Origin of the sequence: Pantoea sp. MT58 (assembly GCF_014495885.1) — a bacterium.
GTDB classification, from domain to species: domain Bacteria; phylum Pseudomonadota; class Gammaproteobacteria; order Enterobacterales; family Enterobacteriaceae; genus Pantoea; species Pantoea eucalypti.
Window position 1 is genome coordinate 727701 of record NZ_CP061083.1, and the last position, 19531, is coordinate 747231.

Genomic DNA, 19531 nt, shown 5'->3' on the forward strand with positions numbered 1-19531 from the left:
ATCAGGCGCAGTTTTTATCAGGAATCAAAAGGCTGACGGCAGTCAGCCTTTTTTAGTTAGTAACCTAAGCAATTAATGCGGAATTGCCCCGAACGGACGTGCACGGCTTACCCTTTCCTTACACTGATTCGCCATATTTGTTATCCTTTTTTAATTAAAACCTCAGTCTTAACCCGCGTCGTAAATCGCCATCATGCTCAGTCAGGCCATTAAAAAAAAGCACATCAACGATCTGGTCGAGTGGATTGAAGCCCATCTCACCGACGATATCAATATCGATCAAATTACCCTGAAATCAGGATATTCAAAGTGGCACATGCAGCGCATGTTCAAGGAGATGACCGGACAGACGCTGGCAGCCTATACCCGCAAACGGCGTCTGACGATGGCCGCTATGGCACTGCGACTGACGCGCATGACACTGATCGATATCGCCGTGCGTTTTGGTTTTGATAACCAGCAAAACTTTACCCGGGTATTCAAAGGCCACTTTGCGCTGACGCCGGGCGCGTTTCGGCGTATTCCCCATTTGCCGGTCAAAAACTTCCATGGCCGCATTCTGGTGCGGTCGCTGGCAGAGCGCGCAACGCTGGTGGAACGCGAGGAAGAGCTGCATCTGCGAGGAGAGACGCAGGAGTGGGAGTGTAAGTTCGGTGATTATTTTGCCGATCGCGATCACCAGGTGGCTGATCAGGCGCGGCAACTGGTCGCGCTTGCTGGCAGCCATGTTGCGCAGGGCTGGTTAGGCTTTCAGTATGGCCCCGGCCAGAGTTCGGCTGACCAGCAGAATATCAGCCTGTTTCAGGCGCTGGAGCCGCAATATGCCGATCTGCTGAGTGACCACACCAGCAGTTGGAGTGAAGCGGCGGGCCTCTATGCGTCGATTCGCTGGAGCGGCAGACCGGAACAACTGACGCGTTTTATTGAGGATATTTATTATCAACATCTGCCAGCACTGGGTGTAGCGCGGCGTCCTGGCAAAGACCTGCTGCGTCTCGACTTTGCACATTGCAAGCCTGACTGGCTGAGCGGCGTATTTTCAATTCCGGTGATGCAGGCGTAGCCAGCAGGGCAGGGCGAGTGATTCCCGGCCCCGTTAATGCATATTTTGTGCGGTAAACTGTGACAAACCGCACGATTCTATAAACTAACTCGCCGTTCTGGCGTAAAATCCTCTTCCGAAACCCTGTCATACCGCAATCATCGTGCATCCGTGATGGGGCTGGAACATTCATCTGCATTTCAGGCCTTTTCCGGCCAAAACGAAAAACGAAGATAATTATGCGACGCTTAATGATTTCACTGATTCTGGCATTGCCTGTTATGGCAATGGCGCAGCAGGCTGAGCCTTTCTCACCGCCTGCCGGACTGCATCCGCACTCTCAGGCCTCCCAGCATGAAATTCTGGGTGACGGTGAGCTGCCGGAACACACCAGCAGTAACGCTTCCCTCTCCGGATTTAACGACACGCTGTAAATGCTGATACGCTGCCAGACCCGGCGGCGCAACATGACCGGCTCGTCAGGAGTCGGTCAGATTTAACCTTCTCTGCCTGCCTTAAAAACCCGCAAATACCTCTCTCTGAACGCTTGTCAGGGTCGCTTCACGCCTGCGATACGCACACCTGCATCTCTGTAAAATATATCTTAACAAGTCCGATCGCATTTTTCGTTCTTGTGCTTAAGATATATCATAGCTAATCTCCCTGCTTGAGATGAGAATGATTGTTATTCCATGAAATTTTCATGACAGTGCGCATGCCCCTGAATCACGGGCATAGCTTGAGGAGAGATATTTTGACTGCATCAGCTAATCAGCGTTTACCCCAGCGCGTCCGTAATGAACTGCGTTTCCGTCATATTCAGGTCGCCAGTAAAACTAACATTGCCGGTAAATTCTGGCGCATACGGTTCAGCGGCAGCGATCTGGCGGGCTTTACATCGCCAGGCTTTGATGACCACATCAAGGTATTTTTCCCTTCCGCTGAAGGTGAAACACTGGCTCTGCCGCAGATGACCGACGCGGGCATTGTCTGGCCCGAAGGTTTGCGTCCGCAGGCGCGCGACTACACGCCGCTTGAATTCGATGGTGCCTCTTCTCTGACCCTGGATTTCTATATTCACCAGCAGGGCGTGGCGAGTGACTGGGCAACGCAGGCACAGGTGGGCGATAAATTAATTATCGGTGGGCCACGCGGTTCGCTGGTGGTGCCGACCGATTATGCATTTCAGCTTTACGTCTGTGATGAAACCGGGCTGCCAGCGTTTGCGCGTCGTCAGCGTGACGCAAGTGCCCAGTCTTTGCATCTCTATGCCTTTACCGATGACGCGACGGGCCACGGCTATTTATCGGATACGACTGGCGTAACGACAAACTGGTTGGGCAGCGGTCAGATGCAGAAAGCACAGCTCAGCCAGCTGATTGCCCGGCTGGATCAGCTCACACTTCCGGCGGAAGATTACTTTATCTGGCTGACTGGCGAAGGTGAGTTTGTGAAAGCGCTGGCTGACTACTTCACGGTGCAGCGCGGCCTCAGCAGTGATTTTGTGCGGGCGGTGGCCTACTGGCACCAGAAGTAAGCGGCTCTGCCAATTGAGTTTTGCCAGACGGCGGACTACCATCAATCCGACTTTTTCCCGCAGGGCAGGCCATGAAACAGCATCCGAATTCCACCTCATCTGACGATCAGAGTACGCGCGCAGGCGGCTGCGGCGGACGACGCAAACGACGCGAAAAGATGCTGGAAGCAAGTGAGATCCGCCTGCTGATGCTCCATTTCCTGGCGCAGAATGCGGCGCACGGCTATGAACTGATCAAGTCGGTTGAGGTGCTGTCGAAGGGAGAGTATTCGCCTAGTCCGGGGATCATTTACCCCAATCTGACGCTGCTTGAAGAGATGGAGGCGATTGAGGTGGTGGATGCGCAGACAGCGCGCAAAGCCTATCGTCTGACCGCAACGGGAGAGGCGCAACTGGCAGAGAACCTGGAAACGGTCTCCAGCCTGATCACGCGGCTTTCTACGCTGGCGATTCTGGTCAATAACCGCAGCATTCCTGCTGTAGAGCAGGCGATTTATGGGCTGAAGGTCGCGCTGAACCAGCGGCTGGCGCAGGAAGATATCTCAGAAACCGCGCTGCAGACGCTGATTAAGGCGCTGCACGACGCGGCTGAAAAAATCACTCACAGTTAATCAGCTGATTTCGGCTTTGTTTTTGTCGATGTGGCCCAGGGTACGATCCGGGAAACAGATGTCGCGTACGCGCTGTTTTAGCGTGGTCGCATCCGGGAAGCCACCATCACGCTTGCGTTCCCACAGCAGGTGCTCATCCAGCGTAATTTCAAAGATACCACCGGTACCTGGTTTCAGGGTTACTTCCGCCAGATCCTCAGCGAAAGTATGCAGAAGTTCCTGTGCCATCCACGCTGACCGCATCAGCCAGTTGCATTGCATACAGTAGTGAATAACAACCACAGGTTTTTGTGCCATAACTCTATTCCTTTACGTGTTGATAAATGCCAATGCATTCGGGTGAACAATTTGTGCGCTGTGGTTTATATCCAAATGTAAATAAGATTGATAATGATTATCAGTTGCATTAAATTTAAGTCGATAATTACTACACCAGCATGATGTTCTGACTTTTCACGGCTTTTATGCGGAGCCGTTTTACTGTTGCCAGCAAACAAGTGAGCGAATACTAACAATTAATCAGGTAATTCGCGCCTATGTCACCACGTTTTCGGAGATTGACGCAACCGCGTCTGACTCAACTGGCGTTGCTCGCCACCTTCATCAATACCACCTGCACTTATGCTGCGGGCAGTGAATCTGCTACGCTAGCCCTTTCTGACCGCTCTGACAGCAATACCGAACAGGTAATGACGGTGACGGCGCCGGAAATTAAAAAAACGGCAGGCAGTAAAACCTCGCTCTCTGCCAGCGATCTGCAACAGCGTGGTGCCACTGACTTTGGATCGATTATGCGCTATGAACCGCTGATCAGTGCCACCGGTACTAGTGGCGGTTCATCAGCCGGTAAGAGCGGTTTTGATCGGGCTGGTTATACCGGCTACAACATTCGAGGCCTCGAGAGCAACCGCGTCGGTCTGGATGTGGACGGCATTCCGTTGCCGCAGGCCACTGGCCGCAGCTATGTAGGACGCGCTGGTCTCGACAGCTTTGGCATTGGCCGCGATTACATCGATCCTTATATGTTTGGGCGTATTGAGATTGAGAAGGGCGCCACAGCAGTGGATCAGTCGAACACCTCAATTGGCGGCAACGTCTCGTTCCGTAACAAATCCCCGGACGACTATCTGTACTCCGGCAAGCCGACCTTTTTCGGCTATCAAAGTGACTACGACTCCGCCAGCCGCAGCTGGCACAACGGCATGACTGCAGCAGCAGGCGATGACACGCTGAGTGGCATTTTTGTTTACAGCCGTCGTGACGGACAGCAGACCCGTAACAACAGCGATACGCTCGATGCTTATCCGGCCAACTGGCACTCCGATGCCTTTATGACTTCCGGCATCTGGCAGCCCAATGATGCTCACAAGCTCAGCGCGACGGTCGATTACTATCACAAAACTCACCACAGCCATTACGACAGCTGGAGCACTTCCGGCAATACCGTCTGGGGAACGGCACAGCAGCAGAGTGATACCCGCCGCTGGGGCATCAGCCTGGCGGATGAGTACACCCCTTACAATGACCTGATCGACAGCCTGACGACCCGCGTTTACTGGCAGCAGACCCAGGCGCATGACAACACCCTAATGCCGTCGAGTGCCACCGCCAGGCAAACCGTCTATTCCGATTACAACAGCGACAGCTACGGTTTTGACACCCGAGCGCTTAAAAGCGTCGGGCGACATGAACTGAGTGCCGGGCTGAATGCGCGTCTGGTGGATACTGAGCGACCTTTCCGTCAGTCACCGCCAGCCAGTGCTTTTACTGCGATTATGCAGCCGCAGGCTAACAGCCGCAGCTACAGCGTGGGCGGTTATCTGCAGGATACTATCAGCTTCGATGCTGACGGACATCGGGCGGCTATCGTGCCGGGCGCGCGCGTGGCCTATCAGAACACCCGACCACGTGATGTGGCGACGCTGACCACGAACAGTAGCGTGCTTGACGCCAGCGAAGTTTCAGCGCTCTACGGATCGCCAAACAGCGACACCCAGATATTGCCGTCGATCGCCTTCCAGTTCGATCTGACACCGAAGCTGATGACTTATCTGCAATATACCCGTGGCGCGCAGTTCCCCAACGATACCCAGCTCTATGGCTCATGGAACCTTGGCTCCAGCTATGCCGGCACCGCACAGTATGCGCTGATTGGTAATGCAGACCTGAAAACCGAAACCAGCAACAACTACGAGTGGGGTGTAAAAGGAGAGGTGGCAAAAGGCGTCACGCTTAACGCTGCCGCTTTTTATAACGACTATAAAAACTTTATTGCCTTTACCCGTTACAGCCGGGCGGCTAATCCGGGTCAGTTCGTTAATGTGCCCGCCAACATTTACACCACCTATCAGGCGGAGAACCGCGATAAAGCCTACATCTACGGGGCTGAAATCAGCAGTAAAGTGAACTTCGGTAGCTGGTTCAATGAGGTCGAGGGTCTGAGCGCCAATCTGGCGTTGGGTTACACGCAGGGCGCGGCAAAGTCACGCTACCTTGGTGACCGCTACATCGATCTGGAGAGTGTTGCTCCGATGAAAGCGATTGTCGGACTCGCCTGGGATGATGAGGCGCGTGGCTACGGGGCCGCCGTTACCGCTACCTTTGTCAAAGGTAAGCAAGCCAGCGCGACTAACCGCGAAAGCTTCGCTAACAACGGCAGCAGCCTGGCCGACTCCAGCACCGATTACATGCGGGTACCAGGTTATGGCATGGTGGATATGACCGCTTACTGGCGCGTCGCACATAACGTCAGGCTGAGTGGCGGGCTTTACAACATAACCGATCGCAAATACTGGGATTACCTCAGCAGTCGTGAACTGACCAGCGCCACTCAGCAGGAGCGCAACGATCAGGCACTGGCCGTGATGCCGGGCCGTACTTTCCAGTTAGGTGTTAACGTCGATTTTTGATAGCCGTCGCCCTGCGCTGATGCAGGGCATTACTAAGAGAGCCTGAGTCATGAACCCGATTTATCAGCACTATCTTGCCCTTAAAGGTGAACAACCGAAGAAATATGCCCGCGACCTGGCTGCGCTGATCGGCATCAGCGAAGCGGAATTGTGTGAAGCGCGCATCGGCGTTGATGCCGTGGCGCTGAAACGCGATTTTCCGGCGTTGCTGAAGGCACTTGGCGCAGTCGGCGAAACCAAAAACATTACGCGTAACGCTTATGCGGTACATGAACATCTGGGTGAATACCACAATGTGCAGATTGGCGCACATGGTGGCCTGGTGCTTAATCCCCGTGCACTCGATCTGCGCCTGTTCGTCGGTCAGTGGTGCAGCGCCTTTGCTCTGCAGGAGCCAACCGGGCAGGGCGTTCGTCACAGTATTCAGATCTTTGATCGTCATGGCGATGCGGTGCTGAAAGTTTACGTCACGGAGCAGACCAACATGGCAGCGTGGCAGACGCTGATTGCCGACTTTACCGACGCCGCGGCGACGCCGCTTGTGGTTGAGCCGGCTGCCGCAGCTCCCCTGACTGAGGCGGTTGATGCCACCGCCATCGACCGTGAATGGCGCGCCATGACCGATGTTCATCAATTTTTCGCGTTGCTTAAGCGCCATCAGGTGTCACGACCGCAGGCGTTTCGCGCGGTGGGTGACGATCTCGCCAGGCAGACCGGCAACGATGCGCTTGAGCGCCTGCTACAGATGGCACAGCAGGCGGGCAATGAAATTATGATTTTTGTCGGCAACCGTGGCTGTACTCAGATTTTCACCGGCAGGGTAGAGAAGCTGCAGCCAGTGGAAAACTGGCTCAACATCTTCAATCCGCAGTTCACACTGCATCTGATGGCTGATCAGATCAGCGAAAGCTGGGTAACACGCAAGCCAACGGGCGATGGCTTTGTTACCAGCCTGGAACTGTTCGCCGCCGACGGCACACAGATCGCCCAGCTCTACGGTCAGCGCACGGAGGGTACGCCAGAGCAGTCAAGCTGGCGCGAGCAGATTGGCGCACTCCACACGCCGGGAGCGGCGGCATGAAAAGAGTGATGTTGTTATGGCTGCTCATGACGCTGCCATCACTGGCGGCGGAGCGGGTGGTGTCGATTGGCGGTGACGTCACCCAGATTATCTATGCGCTGGATGCCCAGTCACAGCTAGTGGCGCGCGACAGCACCAGTCTGCGCCCGGCGCAGGCCACCCGACTGCCGGACGTGGGTTATATGCGCCAGCTCAACGCCGAAGGCATTCTGGCACTGAAACCAACGCTGGTGATCGCCAGCGAGCAGGCGCAGCCGTCGCTGGTGCTGCAACAGATTGCCCGCGCGGGCGTCAGGGTGGTCACGGTCAGCGGCGACAGCAGCCTGCAGGCGATCCCGCAGAAAATTATCACTGTGGGTCAGGCGCTGCAGCGTGAAAGCGAAGCTCAGACTCTGGCACGGCAAATGACGCAGCAGATTCGCCAGTTGCCGCAGCAACCGCTGCCGGTAAAAGTGCTCTACATCATGGCGAACAGCGGCATGAAATCGATGGCGGCTGGAAATCAGACTGCGGCCGATGGCGCCATTCGCAGCGCCGGGCTGGAGAATGCTATGGGCTCGGTGCCGCACTATCAGGCACTGTCGCAGGAAGGGGTGATCGCCGCCGCGCCGGATCTGGTGGTAATCGGCGAGGATGGCTTGAAAACGCTGGGCGGCGAAGCGCAGCTGTGGCAGTTACCGGGTCTGACGCTGACACCTGCCGGGCAGCAGCACCGTCTGCTGGTGATCGACACCATGGCACTGCTGGGGTTTGGCCTTGATACACCGCGGGCAATCGTGAAATTGCGTCAGGCGGCGGAATCGCTGAACCATGATTAAGGATAATGCGCTGCGTGGCCTGTTGCTGATGCTGATCTTCCTGCTGGTGGCGATGGTGCTGGCGGCAAATCTGGGGGCGATGTCGCTTTCAGTGCGGGCGCTATGGCAGGCACCGCTTAGCGATCTTATCTGGCAGATCTGGCTGGATATCCGCCTGCCGCGCGTGCTACTGGCGGTGGTGATGGGCATGGCGCTGGCAGTCTCTGGCGCGGTGATGCAGGGTGTTTTTCGTAACCCACTGGCCGATCCCGGTCTGCTGGGGATCAGCAGCGGGGCGGGACTGGCGGTGGCGCTGGCAATCATTATTCCGTTGGCGTTGCCGGCACCACTGGTATTGTGGCTACCGATGATCGCTGCGTTTATCGGCAGTCTGCTGGTGACACTGCTGCTCTTCAGTTTCAGTCGGCTGGCGCGCGGCAATCTTTCGCGGTTGTTGCTGGTCGGTATTGCGATTAATGCGTTGTGCGGTGCGGCGGTAGGCGTGCTGTCATGGCTGAGCAACGATCAGCAGCTGCGCCAGCTGTCGCTGTGGGGCATGGGAAGCCTTAGCCAGACACAGTGGCCCGCACTGCTGATTTGCCTGCTGCTGATTCTGCCAGCCTTGCTGCTGCTACAGACTCGCGCCCGCCACCTTAACCTGCTGCAAGCGGGCGAAGAGGATGCGCACTACATGGGGATTGATGTGAAGCGTACTCAGCATCAGCTGCTGATCCTCAGCGCGCTGCTTGTCGGTACAGCGGTCTCGGTCAGCGGCGTGATCGGCTTCGTCGGACTGGTGGTGCCACACGTGATGCGTTTTTGCCTTGGCGGCGATCATCGCTGGCTGCTGCCCGGCTCAGCACTGGCGGGGGCTATTCTGCTGCTGCTGGCCGATACGCTGGCGCGCACTCTGGTGGTTCCGGCCGAGATGCCAGTCGGGCTACTGACAAGCCTGATTGGCGGTCCGTGGTTTCTCTGGCTGATTCTGCGTCAACAGCGAGGGCTGGAGTGATGGAAATTTTACAGGCCAGGGGATTGTGTCTCGCGCACGGCGACAAAACCGTTATCGATAATCTCGACGTCACGCTGTCAGGTGGAGAGCTGGTAGCGCTGATTGGTCCCAACGGCGCAGGTAAATCGACGCTACTGCGGATGCTGACGGGATTTCTGTCGCCCGATCGGGGCGAGTGCTGGCTGGGCGACCGACGGCTGACGACATGGCCGCGTGAGCAGCTGGCACGACGTCGGGCAGTGATGCGCCAGCAGAACAACCTGACCTTTGCACAGTCAGCGCAGTCGGTCGTGTCGATGGGCCGTGCGCCCTGGCCGGAAGCGCAGACGACGCAAATTGTGGCTGAGGTCATGCGGCTGACCGGTTGTGAAGGGCTGGCGCAGCGCGATTACCGCCAGCTCTCCGGCGGTGAACAACAACGGGTGCAGCTGGCGCGGGTGCTGGCACAGCTCTGGCTGGAGGGAAGACCACGCGGCTGGCTGTTTCTGGATGAGCCGACCTCGGCGCTGGATCTCTTCTGGCAGCAGCAAACCTTGCGTTTACTACGCCAGCTGACGCGCGCCGGAGATCTCACCGTCTGTACCGTGTTACATGACCTTAATCAGGCTTCATTGTGGGCCGATCGCATACTGCTGCTGCACGCAGGCCAACTGGTGGCACAAGGCTCGCCGCAGACTGTGATGACGGAAGCGACGCTGACGCGCTGGTACCAGGCCGATCTTCAGGTAGTGGCGCATGCCGGAAGTGGACAGCCGCATATCCAGCTGCGTATCTAGACCGTTTCGCTTTAAAAACATTGTGTTGCGCGCTTTGAATCGCTGATTTTGCGCTATACCTGGAGTTCCGGGCAGCCTTAAGGAGACCATAATGGCAAAATCATTAGATCAAACCGCTGAGCAACTGGGTAATATTTTACTCTCCTCCGGACTTCATCTGGCGACCGCCGAATCCTGTACCGCCGGGCTGATCAGTATGACGCTGGCCGCCGTGGAAAACAGCGGTGACTTCTATACCAGCGGCTTCGTAACCTACAGCGAAAATGCCAAAATCCGTCTGCTGGGCGTAAAGCCCGAAACCCTGAAACAGCACACGGCGGTGAGCGAGAAAACAGCGAGGGAGATGGTGCAGGGAGCCTGCGCCCGCTCTGGTGAACCGGTAGGACTTTCAATCACCGGCTATGCCGGACCGGACGGCGGCGAGGATGGCACACCGGCAGGCACTATCTGGTTTGGCTGGGTCTTGCCCGACGGAAGGGATGAGGCGGAGTGCCACCAGTTCAGCGGCGATCCAAAATCGGTGATGGAGCAGGGCACGCAGTTCGCGCTGGAAGGGCTGATCAAACGGCTGCAGCGAGCCGATCGATAAAGGCGCGATTCACGCGCCTTTAAAAGCGTTAGCGGCAGTCGACAATCAGGCGACCCTGCACATTGCCCTCCAGCAATGCCTGTGCGCCTTCTCTGGCTTCACTTAGCGGGATGACGCGACTCAGCTTGTTGAGCCTGTCGCTGTCCATCAGCTCACCGAGTCGCTGCCACGCCTGCTCACGAAGCGGCTTCGGACACATCACGCTATCGACACCGGCCAGCGTCACGCCACGCAAAATAAAGGGAGCAACGCTGGCTGGCAGATCGAGTCCCTGCGCCATACCGCAGGCGGCAACCGCGCCGTCACGCTGCGTAGCGGCCAGCACATTGGCCAGAGTATGACTGCCGACGCTGTCTATCGCGGCGGCCCAGCGCTCTTTTGCCAGCGGTTTGCCAGGCTGGGAAAGCGCTTCACGGTCAATGACCGATGCCGCGCCCAGCGTCTCGATCAGATATGCAGGGTCGCTGGTGCGTCCGCTCGACGCAACTACTTCATAGCCCAGACGCGCCAGCAGGCTGACGCTGTAGCTGCCGACGCCGCCACTGGCCCCGGTCACCAGCACCGGTCCGCGTTCCGGTGTGATGCCCTGTTTTTCGAGCGCCATCACACAGAGCATCGCGGTCAGCCCCGCTGTACCGATGGCCATGGTTTGCAGCGGACTCAGCGCTGCGGGCACACGGACCAGCCAGTCGCCGCTGACGCTGGCTTTCTGCGCCAGGCCACCCCACTGTTTTTCGCCCACGCCCCAGCCCGTCAGCAGCGCCACATCATCCTCTTTCCAGTCGGGATGGCGGCTGGCGGTTACACGCCCCACAAAGTCGATACCTGGCACCATCGGGAACTGGCGCACTATCGGGCCTTTGTTGCAGATAGCCAGTGCATCTTTGTAGTTCAGGGATGAGTAGCTGACGTCGAGTGTGACATCGTGGTCGGGCAGTTGAGATTCGGGGAGATCTTTCAGCAGGGAACGGTAACCTTGTTCGTCATTTTCAATGACCAGTGCCTTGAACATGCAGCCTCCGGCAGAGTGGGAAAGAGGGATCAGTTTACGCCTGACAGCAGTAATGCGGTAGGGCAATGGCCGCCTCGCCAGGTGAAGCGGGTGGCTGGCGCGGAAAAGCGTGCTGACAGGAGTGTAGAGGATGATGCATAAATTTGCATATAATTCAGATAATTAGTCGAATTATGAATTTTTTATGATAAATAGGCTATAAAAATCATGTTGTTACATTTTTGCAGGGTGACTGAATAATTGTCCGGGTCGGGTTGTCCACGTATAAAAAAGATGACATTATGACCGCCACTTTTTGACCCTGCTTCTTCATCACAGAGGACGTCGCCATGTCCGGTTCACCGCGCACTCGCCCGGATTACCGTTCGCTTTTTCCGGCGCACATCGTGTTTTCCACATTGCCGAACGCTTCGTTATTTCTCATGCGGTGAGGCCAGCCAGGCCGCGGTTGTGGGGCTTTTCTCCATGGGCTGCGTAATGCCTTTCTGTTAATAATTCGCCGGGGCGCTGTCCCCATGATTGTGCCTCAGGCACTTCCTCCCTGACGTTAGGGATTCTGTTATGACTCCACTGAAAATTGCTGCCAGCGCCGCTGTCGCGCCCAGTCTGACCCTGAACACCGCGCGTGACGTAGTGACGCTGGATAACACTGACTTTACTGATGTGGCAGCGGTTGTCGTTTCGCTGGCAGATACCCGCAGCGGTGTGCTGGCGCTGCTGCGGCATACCGGCTTTAATCTGCCGGTGTTTGTCGCAAATGCGTTTGAAGAAGAGGTGATGCACCTGCCCGGCGTCAGCGGTGAACTGAATGGCGAGCCGCAGGAGTGGATAGCGCTGGAAGCGGCTGCGCAGGCGTATGAAGCTGAGCTATTGCCACCCTTTTTCGAGACGCTGACCCGCTATGTCGACATGCAGAACAGCACCTTTGCCTGTCCCGGCCATCAGGGCGGCGCGTTCTTTAAAAAGCATCCGGCGGGTAAACAGTTTTATGACTTTTATGGCGAGAATGTTTTCCGTTCTGATATGTGCAACGCCGACGTCAAACTGGGCGATCTGCTGATCCACGAAGGCTCAGCCAAAGATGCGCAGAAGTATGCAGCAAAGGTGTTTAACGCCGATAAAACTTACTTTGTGCTTAACGGCACCTCCAGCGCTAATAAAGTAGTGACCAATGCGCTGCTGACCCGCGGCGATCTGGTGCTGTTTGACCGCAACAATCACAAGTCTAATCATCATGGCGCATTGATTCAGGCGGGTGCGACTCCGGTTTATCTTGAAGCGGCACGTAACCCCTTCGGTTTTATCGGCGGCATTGACGCGCACTGTTTCGATGAGGCTTATCTGCGCGGGCAGATAGCGACAGTGGCACCAGAGCGCACGACAGAGGCGCGGCCTTTCCGTCTGGCGATCATTCAGCTGGGCACCTACGACGGTACGGTTTACAACGCACGTCAGGTGGTGGATCGCATCGGTCATCTGTGTGATTACATTCTGTTTGACTCCGCATGGCTCGGCTATGAGCAGTTCATTCCTCTGATGGAGGGCTGTTCGCCGCTGACCCTGGAGCTGAATGAGAACGATCCCGGCATCTTTGTTACGCAGTCTGTGCATAAGCAGCTGGCAGGTTTTTCTCAAACCTCGCAGATTCACAAAAAAGATAATCACATTCGCGGACAGCGGCGTTTCTGTCCGCACAAGCGACTGAATAACGCTTTTATGCTGCATGCATCAACCAGCCCGTTCTATCCGCTGTTTGCCGCGCTGGATATCAACGCCAGAATGCATCAGGGCGAAGCGGGGCGTCGCATGTGGGATGAGTGCGTCATGGTGGGCATTGATGCACGTAAAGCGATCCTGGACCGCTGTGAAATGATCCTGCCGTTTGTGCCGGAGACGGTAGAGGGTCAGCGCTGGCAGGATGCGCCTACGGAGACGATCGCCCGCGATCTGCGCTATTTCAGCTTTGAACCCCAGTCGAAGTGGCACGGCTTTGCGGGTTACGCCCGCGATCAATATCGGGTCGATCCCTGCAAGCTATTGCTAACCACGCCGGGCATCGATGCTGCCAGCGGCGAATACAGTGATTTTGGGATCCCCGCGACCATACTGGCGAACTACCTGCGTGAGAACGGCATTGTGCCGGAGAAGTGCGATCTCAACTCGATCCTGTTCCTGCTGACCCCGGCTGAGAGTCCGGAGAAGATGGCGAATCTGGTGGCGATGCTGGCGCAGTTTGAGCAGCATGTAAAAGAAGATGCGCCGCTGGCCGAAGTGCTGCCGACGATTTATCGCAAGAATGCGCAACGCTATGCCGGCTATACTCTGCGTCGCCTCTGTCAGGAGATGCACGATCTCTACGTCAGTCACAACGTTAAGGATCTGCAGCGTCTGATGTTCCGCGCTGCGGAGTTCCCGCCAGTGAGGGTCAATCCGCAGGATGCGCATCAGGCTTATATTCGCGGCGAAGTGGAGCTGGTCCCCATTGCCGATGCAGCCGGGCGTGTCGCTGCTGAAGGCGCGCTGCCTTATCCTCCTGGCGTGCTGTGCGTTGTGCCAGGGGAAGTCTGGGGTGGTGCGGTGCAGCGCTACTTCCTGGCGCTGGAAGAGGGGCTTAATCTACTGCCCGGTTTCTCGCCGGAGCTGCAGGGTGTTTACACCGAAGAGGATGACCAGGGACAGAAGTATCTGGTGGCGAATATGATAGTGGAGCGCTGATCTGAGCGGGGGCAGAGGCGGGTAGCGGCCCGCCGGGCCTTTTTGTTCGCTGCGCGAACGGGGGCTTGAGTGCGGAGCTGAAGCTGGTGTTTGTTCGCTGCGCGAACGGGCGCTGAGAAGTTTTCGCTCGCCTGCCAGCATACTGACGCTGAGCGGGTTCCGCCCGCCAGGCGTGGGGGGAGTTTCAGTTCGCCTGAGCTGGCGGACGTGTTAAGGGGCGTATGCCCGCCCCTTAACAATCCAGGCGTCCGGCTGCCTGCGCGCCCCGCTTTGCGGGGTGCCTTCGTCACGCCCTGCGGTCGACGGACCGTCCGGACTCGCCATCCCTGGCTCGTTCCGTCCTTTCGCCGACGTCCTGTCGGCTCATCCTGGCCTCCGGTTGTTCCTCAGCGCTTCGGACGCCTCTGGTAAAACCCCTGCCTGCGATTTCTTTTTGTTTTCTGTGGTGCGGCGCTGTCTGGTGGACCGAAAGCAAAGCTAATTTTGAAAACTTTCAGCGACAATGAATCAACATCAAAAGAAGAGATAAAAGCGGGGAAAGGGAGGCCGTCAGAACCGCTGAGCGGATGAGGGATTTCAGGACGAGCGACAGGGATGTCGCGAAGAGGCGGGTTCGCGCCAGGGATGGCGCGTCCCGACGGTCCGTGAGAAATCCTGAAGAAGCGAAGGGACCGCGAAGCGGCGGTGAAGCAGGCCGGAGCCCGGGGTCAAGGGGGCGCGGCGACTGGCACCCCCTTGTTGGTCGCCTGCAGAGGCGTGACTGAAACTGCCCAGCCTGCCAGGCGAACGAAACCTTCTCGGAACCTGTTCGCGCAGCGAACCATAGGCCAGGCGAACGAAACCTTCTCAGCGCCCGTTCGCGCAGCGAACCATCGGCCTGGCGGGCGGAACCCGCTCAGTGCCAGCTCGCTGCAAAGCGAAACTCATAGCCCGTTCGCGCAGCGAACAACAACCCCGCTTCAGCGGGCCGATCAGAATCCCCGATAACTCTTCTGCGCAGTACTCACCTTATACAGATAACGACGCGACTCCGCCGACGGGTGCTGGTTCGCCAGGGTCGAGTAAACCTTGCTGGATGACATACCGTTGATCATCGAAAACGCCCGATCTTTATCGCTGGAGAAGACGCGCAACACGCTGCCTGCGCCGCCGTTATAGGCGGTGATCACCGCATAGCGGCGTGATACCGGATCCTGAATGCCGCCCAGATAGCTGCGCTGCAACAGCGACAGATAAGCCGTACCGGCATCGATATTGTTTTCTGGGTCCAGCAGATAACTGCGACTCGGCTTGCCCCATTTACCCTTCATGCGGAAGACGTCAACACCGGCGGTGTGCTGCACCACCTGCATCAGACCCAGCGCATCAGAGTGGCTTACGGCGTAGGGGTTAAAGCTCGACTCGGTCTGCATAATCGCCAGGATCAATGAGGCATCGACACCATACTGTTCGGAAGCTTTACGCACCATCGGCAGGTATTTGTGCGCACGTTTGTCCAGGTGGTTCGGCACCATCGGAATCGAAATGCTGTAAATCACATGCAGACCCGAAGTGCGACGCATCAACTTATTCTGGATCAGATAGTCAGCAAAAGCTTCCGCGCGGCCCTGCCAGCGAATCGGCTGACCGGTGTTATCCAGCACCTGACCATAGAGCAGCGGCTCTTTACTGATCTCGATGTCGTTGGCGTCAGAATAGAGATCGACATTACCCGGATCTTCACCAATCAACAGCGTGGTCACGATCGCCTGACGCAGACTGGCCATCGGATCGGTGCCAGAAATCGTCTCGATGGTCAGCTTACCGCTTTCAAAGTTGATGTGGCTGCGGGTGTAATAGTTGTCGCTGTATTTGACGTAATCTTTTGGTCCGGCGATCAGGACCTCATTGATACCCCAGATATTCTCAATATTATGAGCAAACTGCCCCATCAGAATATCAAAGGCGTTGGTGTCTTTTACCCACTCCTCGTGGGTCTGCTGCTTCTTTGACCCGGAGCAGGAAACCAGAAGTGGTGCTATCACCAGCAGGGCGATTAATTTTTTATTCATTGGGAATGCAAGCCTGACCTGGATAACCGGCCTCAGTGATGAGGCCCGGAATGTTTACGCTTCTGGCGGTGTATAGCCTTCGATATGAACGTCTTTACCTTCGAACAGGAAATTGATCATCTCCTTCTCCAGCACTTTACGATCTTCGGGATTCATCATGTTGAGCTTTTTCTCGTTGATCAACATGGTCTGTTTCGCCATCCACTTCTGCCAGGCTTCTTTGGAGATGTCGTTGTAAATACGCTTACCCAGGTCGCCCGGATAGAGCTGAAAATCCTGACCTTCCGCGTCGCGCTGTAAAAAAGTACAAAAAATGGTGCGGCTCATTACTCTTCCTCATTAATCTCACAACTGTCCAAAGCCAGTTGTCGGGGATGGCGCAGCTCGTGTAACAGGCGCTCAACGGGTGCAGCTAATCCCACAGATGGTGGCAGCGCTAAGTTATACCAGAGACCGCCTGCTTCATCCATCGCCGCCCCGGCAGAAGGCCATGACAGCCACATTGGCACGATATCAAGATGGAAATGGCTGAAGGTGTGACGAAACGCGGTTAGCTGCTGCGGTTTTGCATGGATGCCACGCGCCGTCAGCCAGTCGGTGAGCGCCGTTTCGGTGGTGAACTGCGGGAAGCAGAACAGACCGCCCCACAGGCCCACAGGCGGACGCTGCTCCAGCCAGACATCATCGCCATCCTGCATCATCAGGAACCAGCCGCTGCGTTCCGGCAGCACCTGCTTAGGTTTCTTGCCGGGATAGCTCGCCCAGCTGCTGCTGGCGTACGCCTCACAGCCGCTGTTAAGCGGACAGATTTCACACTTCGGCTTCGATCGGGTACAGACGAGAGCACCCAGATCCATCATTGCCTGATTAAACTGGCTGACGCCCTCGGCAGGGGTGACCTCTTCACTGATCTGCCAGAGACGTTTTTCGACCTCTTTTTTACCCGGCCAGCCGCCAATGGCATAGCAGCGAGCCAGCACACGCTTGACGTTGCCATCCAGAATCGGGAAGTGCTGGCCCAGTGACAGCGACAGAATCGCGCCGGCCGTGGAGCGGCCAACGCCGGGCAGGGCAGAGACATCATCAAAATTACGTGGGAACTCGCCCTGATGCACCTCGACAATCTGCTTTGCGGCTTTATGCAGATTACGCGCACGGGCGTAGTAGCCCATCCCGGTCCAGAGATGCAGCACCTCATCGAGCGGTGCCGCAGCCAGATCGGTAACCGTGGGGAAGCGCGCCATAAAGCGTTCAAAATAGGGGATTACCGTGGCAACCTGGGTTTGCTGTAGCATCACTTCAGAGAGCCACACCTTATAAGGCGTTTTCTCCAGCTGCCACGGCAGGGTTTTGCGACCAAAGCGCTGATACCAGTCCAGCACCTGTTGCGCGAACTGCGGCGCTTGCATCATAAGAAGGAAATTTTCCGTGTTTACTCTACACTCAGGCAGGAATTCCAGCACATGCGCACCTGGGTGTAAACCGGAAGATTGCAAAGGCTTGCTTCTGCTTATGAACTTTGCATAATGCCCGTTTCCCGGAACAGGCTAACCAGCAGGCTTTTACATGATTAATGACGTCATCACCCCAGAATTTGATGAGAACGGGCGGCCATTGCGCCGGATCCGTAGCTTTGTGCGCCGCCAGGGTCGCTTAACAAAAGGCCAGCAGCAGGCGCTGGACACCCTGTGGCCGATCATGGGGGTGGAATATCAGCCGGAGCCTGTCGATCTGCCCGCATTGTTTGGCCGCGAAGCCCCGGTGACGCTGGAGATTGGCTTTGGCATGGGTGCCTCGCTGGTCACTATGGCGCAGAACACGCCGCATCAGAACTTCCTGGGTATTGAAGTGCATGCGCCAGGCGTAGGTGCCTGTCTGGCTTCCGCGAAAGAAGCCGATGTGCAGAACCTGCGGGTAATGTGTCATGACGCGGTGGAAGTGCTGGAGAAGATGATTCCGGATAACTCACTGCGTATGGTTCAGCTTTTCTTCCCCGATCCATGGCATAAAGCGCGCCACAATAAACGCCGTATCGTTCAGGTGCCTTTCGCCGAGCTGGTGATGCGTAAACTGAAGCTGGGCGGCGTTTTCCACATGGCGACCGACTGGGAAGCCTACGCGGAACATATGCTGGAAGTGATGAACAGCATTTCTGGCTACCGCAACCAGTCAGAACAACAGAATTACGTGCCGCGTCCTGAGACGCGTCCACTGACCAAGTTTGAGCAGCGCGGGCAGCGTTTAGGCCACGGCGTATGGGATTTAATGTTTGAGAGGGTGAAATAATGGCCACACAACGCAGCCGCCGTTTACGTAAAAAACTGCACATCGATGAGTTTCAGGAACTGGGCTTCTCGGTTGCCTGGCGTTTCCCGGAAGGCACCAGCGAAAGCGAAATTGATGAGACGCTGAACCAGTTCATCAACGAAGCGATCGATCCTAACGGTCTGGCTTTCGATGGCAGCGGTTACCTGGTGTGGGAAGGTCTGGTTTGCCTGCAGAAAACCGGTAAATGTACTGATGAACATCGTGCACTGGTTCGCAAATGGCTGGAAGACCGCAAGCTGCAGGACGTGCAGATGACTGAACTCTTTGACGTCTGGTGGGACTAAGTCGTCACACCGTGTCGGGCTGAGGCCCGATCAGAGGGTTTCAGACCCGCTCTTAGGGAGTAGATATGATGCGTAAAACGCTTCTTGCTGTGCTGCTGGTAGCAGCAACTCAGGCGCAGGCAGCCTATGAATGCAGCGTTAAGCCTCAGGACGATGTGGTCATCAGACCACAGAGTGTGCAGGTGGTCGGTGCCAACGGCAATATGGAAATCTCGCCGCAGGGCGACGTGCAGTTCAATGGACAGAAGGTCACGCTGGATAATGCTGAGCGCCAGAAAGCGATCGACTATCAGAACGCGCTGCGTCGCGATCTGCCGTGGATCGACAGCGGGGCGACGTCACGTCTGGAGAAAGGGCGGGCGGCACTGGATCGGGTCATCGTTGAGAAACTGGGCACCGACAGCAACGTGCGCAATCGCCTGACCACACTGAATGGCCAGCTGAAACAGCAGATGAATCGCATTATTGAACACCGTGAAGACGGGCTCACATTCCACCATCAGGCGATTGATCAGGTGCGCGCCGAAGGTGAAAGGCTGGTGCAGTCGACGCTGGGCGGCGTGATGCAGGATAGCCTGAATGAGATGGGCAGTAAGCAGGGCAGCGGCGGAAGTAATCCGCTGCAGGCGATTATGGGGAATCTTGGCGGTTTGCAGCAGTCGATTCAGGCTGAGTGGAGCAAACAGGAGCAGGATTTCCAGAACTTCGGTCACGAGGTGTGTAATCGCGTTATTTCGCTGGAAGATCAGCGTAAACAGCTTACTGGCGCACTGAAAAAATAAAAATC

At 56.6% G+C, this 19531-nt stretch carries 19 protein-coding genes; 14 read left to right on the forward strand and 5 right to left on the reverse strand.

Features of this window, described 5'->3' with window-relative positions; all coding sequences use genetic code 11:
- Positions 1-193: 193 nt before the first annotated feature.
- From IAI47_RS03485 to IAI47_RS03500, 4 genes are all read left to right on the forward strand, one after another.
- Positions 194-1063: a helix-turn-helix domain-containing protein gene (locus IAI47_RS03485; protein ID WP_004571234.1), complete on the forward strand. Its 870-nt coding sequence runs from the start codon at positions 194-196 to the stop codon at positions 1061-1063.
- A 218-nt stretch (positions 1064-1281) separates the two neighbouring features.
- Positions 1282-1476, forward strand: coding sequence for a hypothetical protein (locus IAI47_RS03490; protein WP_004571233.1), 195 nt, complete (start codon positions 1282-1284; stop codon positions 1474-1476).
- A 320-nt stretch (positions 1477-1796) separates the two neighbouring features.
- Complete coding sequence (locus tag IAI47_RS03495; RefSeq protein WP_004571232.1) at positions 1797-2579, forward strand: siderophore-interacting protein; 783 nt, start codon at positions 1797-1799, stop codon at positions 2577-2579.
- 71 nt (positions 2580-2650) lie between these two features.
- Positions 2651-3190, forward strand: coding sequence for a PadR family transcriptional regulator (locus IAI47_RS03500; protein WP_004571231.1), 540 nt, complete (start codon positions 2651-2653; stop codon positions 3188-3190).
- Here IAI47_RS03500 and IAI47_RS03505 read toward each other — a convergent pair whose 3' ends face one another.
- A complete protein-coding gene (locus IAI47_RS03505) occupies positions 3191-3487 on the reverse strand; it encodes a SelT/SelW/SelH family protein (RefSeq protein ID WP_004571230.1) in 297 nt (98 codons plus the stop codon).
- A 239-nt stretch (positions 3488-3726) separates the two neighbouring features.
- Here IAI47_RS03505 and IAI47_RS03510 point away from each other — a divergent pair, with 239 nt between their 5' ends.
- From IAI47_RS03510 to IAI47_RS03535, 6 genes are all read left to right on the forward strand, one after another.
- Positions 3727-6099, forward strand: coding sequence for a TonB-dependent receptor domain-containing protein (locus IAI47_RS03510; protein WP_008925696.1), 2373 nt, complete (start codon positions 3727-3729; stop codon positions 6097-6099).
- A 49-nt stretch (positions 6100-6148) separates the two neighbouring features.
- The gene (locus tag IAI47_RS03515) at positions 6149-7180 is read left to right on the forward strand and encodes a hemin-degrading factor (RefSeq protein ID WP_004571228.1); all 1032 of its coding nucleotides are present in this window, start codon (positions 6149-6151) and stop codon (positions 7178-7180) included.
- Positions 7177-7998 (forward strand): hemin ABC transporter substrate-binding protein, encoded by an 822-nt coding sequence (locus IAI47_RS03520; RefSeq protein ID WP_008925695.1) that lies wholly within the window; start codon positions 7177-7179, stop codon positions 7996-7998. Before IAI47_RS03515 ends, IAI47_RS03520 begins: the two co-directional genes overlap by 4 nt.
- Positions 7991-8989: an iron ABC transporter permease gene (locus tag IAI47_RS03525; protein WP_008925694.1), complete on the forward strand. Its 999-nt coding sequence runs from the start codon at positions 7991-7993 to the stop codon at positions 8987-8989. Before IAI47_RS03520 ends, IAI47_RS03525 begins: the two co-directional genes overlap by 8 nt.
- Positions 8989-9765: a heme ABC transporter ATP-binding protein gene (locus IAI47_RS03530; RefSeq protein ID WP_187961169.1), complete on the forward strand. Its 777-nt coding sequence runs from the start codon at positions 8989-8991 to the stop codon at positions 9763-9765. Before IAI47_RS03525 ends, IAI47_RS03530 begins: the two co-directional genes overlap by 1 nt.
- 91 nt (positions 9766-9856) lie before the next feature.
- On the forward strand, positions 9857-10354 hold the full coding sequence (locus IAI47_RS03535; protein WP_004571224.1) for a CinA family protein: 498 nt from the start codon (positions 9857-9859) through the stop codon (positions 10352-10354).
- 28 nt (positions 10355-10382) lie between these two features.
- On the opposite strand, the gene IAI47_RS03540 is transcribed toward IAI47_RS03535, so the two are convergent.
- Positions 10383-11366 (reverse strand): MDR family oxidoreductase, encoded by a 984-nt coding sequence (locus IAI47_RS03540; RefSeq protein ID WP_008925692.1) that lies wholly within the window; start codon positions 11364-11366, stop codon positions 10383-10385.
- Positions 11367-11927: 561 nt separating this feature from the next.
- Between IAI47_RS03540 and IAI47_RS03545 the strand changes: the two genes are divergently transcribed.
- Positions 11928-14081, forward strand: a complete 2154-nt coding sequence (locus IAI47_RS03545; RefSeq protein WP_008925691.1) for an ornithine decarboxylase — start codon at positions 11928-11930, stop codon at positions 14079-14081.
- Between the two features lie 971 nt (positions 14082-15052).
- On the opposite strand, the gene mltC is transcribed toward IAI47_RS03545, so the two are convergent.
- From mltC to mutY, 3 genes are read right to left on the reverse strand one after another with little or no spacing between them, the layout of a single operon-like run.
- Entirely contained in the window at positions 15053-16132 is a 1080-nt protein-coding gene (gene mltC / locus IAI47_RS03550) for a membrane-bound lytic murein transglycosylase MltC (protein WP_003853410.1), read from the reverse strand.
- A 54-nt stretch (positions 16133-16186) separates the two neighbouring features.
- Positions 16187-16459 (reverse strand): oxidative damage protection protein, encoded by a 273-nt coding sequence (locus IAI47_RS03555; protein WP_003853409.1) that lies wholly within the window; start codon positions 16457-16459, stop codon positions 16187-16189.
- Positions 16459-17544: an A/G-specific adenine glycosylase gene (gene mutY, locus IAI47_RS03560; RefSeq protein WP_033743130.1), complete on the reverse strand. Its 1086-nt coding sequence runs from the start codon at positions 17542-17544 to the stop codon at positions 16459-16461. Before mutY ends, IAI47_RS03555 begins: the two co-directional genes overlap by 1 nt.
- Positions 17545-17698: 154 nt before the next feature.
- Between mutY and trmB the strand changes: the two genes are divergently transcribed.
- The 3 genes from trmB to IAI47_RS03575 all read left to right on the forward strand — a co-directional run bounded on the left by trmB (position 17699) and on the right by IAI47_RS03575 (position 19526).
- Complete coding sequence (gene trmB, locus IAI47_RS03565) at positions 17699-18418, forward strand: tRNA (guanosine(46)-N7)-methyltransferase TrmB (protein ID WP_008925689.1); 720 nt, start codon at positions 17699-17701, stop codon at positions 18416-18418.
- Positions 18418-18744, forward strand: a complete 327-nt coding sequence (locus tag IAI47_RS03570) for a YggL family protein (RefSeq protein ID WP_003853403.1) — start codon at positions 18418-18420, stop codon at positions 18742-18744. The genes trmB and IAI47_RS03570 overlap by 1 nt, the downstream gene beginning before the upstream one ends.
- Before the next feature lie 65 nt (positions 18745-18809).
- Positions 18810-19526: a DUF2884 domain-containing protein gene (locus tag IAI47_RS03575; protein WP_003853402.1), complete on the forward strand. Its 717-nt coding sequence runs from the start codon at positions 18810-18812 to the stop codon at positions 19524-19526.
- Positions 19527-19531: the final 5 nt, after the last annotated feature.

Bases quoted from the DNA above. Each gene is read 5' to 3' on its own strand.
- IAI47_RS03490 (WP_004571233.1), top strand. From the start codon at position 1,282: ATGCGACGCTTAATGATTTCACTGATTCTGGCATTGCCTGTTATGGCA.
- mutY (WP_033743130.1), bottom strand. From the start codon at position 17,544: ATGATGCAAGCGCCGCAGTTCGCGCAACAGGTGCTGGACTGGTATCAG.
- IAI47_RS03525 (WP_008925694.1), top strand. From the start codon at position 7,991: ATGATTAAGGATAATGCGCTGCGTGGCCTGTTGCTGATGCTGATCTTC.
- IAI47_RS03510 (WP_008925696.1), top strand. From the start codon at position 3,727: ATGTCACCACGTTTTCGGAGATTGACGCAACCGCGTCTGACTCAACTG.
- IAI47_RS03500 (WP_004571231.1), top strand. From the start codon at position 2,651: ATGAAACAGCATCCGAATTCCACCTCATCTGACGATCAGAGTACGCGC.
- mltC (WP_003853410.1), bottom strand. From the start codon at position 16,132: ATGAATAAAAAATTAATCGCCCTGCTGGTGATAGCACCACTTCTGGTT.
- IAI47_RS03570 (WP_003853403.1), top strand. From the start codon at position 18,418: ATGGCCACACAACGCAGCCGCCGTTTACGTAAAAAACTGCACATCGAT.
- IAI47_RS03505 (WP_004571230.1), bottom strand. From the start codon at position 3,487: ATGGCACAAAAACCTGTGGTTGTTATTCACTACTGTATGCAATGCAAC.
- trmB (WP_008925689.1), top strand. From the start codon at position 17,699: ATGATTAATGACGTCATCACCCCAGAATTTGATGAGAACGGGCGGCCA.
- IAI47_RS03540 (WP_008925692.1), bottom strand. From the start codon at position 11,366: ATGTTCAAGGCACTGGTCATTGAAAATGACGAACAAGGTTACCGTTCC.
- IAI47_RS03520 (WP_008925695.1), top strand. From the start codon at position 7,177: ATGAAAAGAGTGATGTTGTTATGGCTGCTCATGACGCTGCCATCACTG.
- IAI47_RS03545 (WP_008925691.1), top strand. From the start codon at position 11,928: ATGACTCCACTGAAAATTGCTGCCAGCGCCGCTGTCGCGCCCAGTCTG.
- IAI47_RS03555 (WP_003853409.1), bottom strand. From the start codon at position 16,459: ATGAGCCGCACCATTTTTTGTACTTTTTTACAGCGCGACGCGGAAGGT.
- IAI47_RS03485 (WP_004571234.1), top strand. From the start codon at position 194: ATGCTCAGTCAGGCCATTAAAAAAAAGCACATCAACGATCTGGTCGAG.
- IAI47_RS03535 (WP_004571224.1), top strand. From the start codon at position 9,857: ATGGCAAAATCATTAGATCAAACCGCTGAGCAACTGGGTAATATTTTA.
- IAI47_RS03575 (WP_003853402.1), top strand. From the start codon at position 18,810: ATGATGCGTAAAACGCTTCTTGCTGTGCTGCTGGTAGCAGCAACTCAG.
- IAI47_RS03530 (WP_187961169.1), top strand. From the start codon at position 8,989: ATGGAAATTTTACAGGCCAGGGGATTGTGTCTCGCGCACGGCGACAAA.
- IAI47_RS03515 (WP_004571228.1), top strand. From the start codon at position 6,149: ATGAACCCGATTTATCAGCACTATCTTGCCCTTAAAGGTGAACAACCG.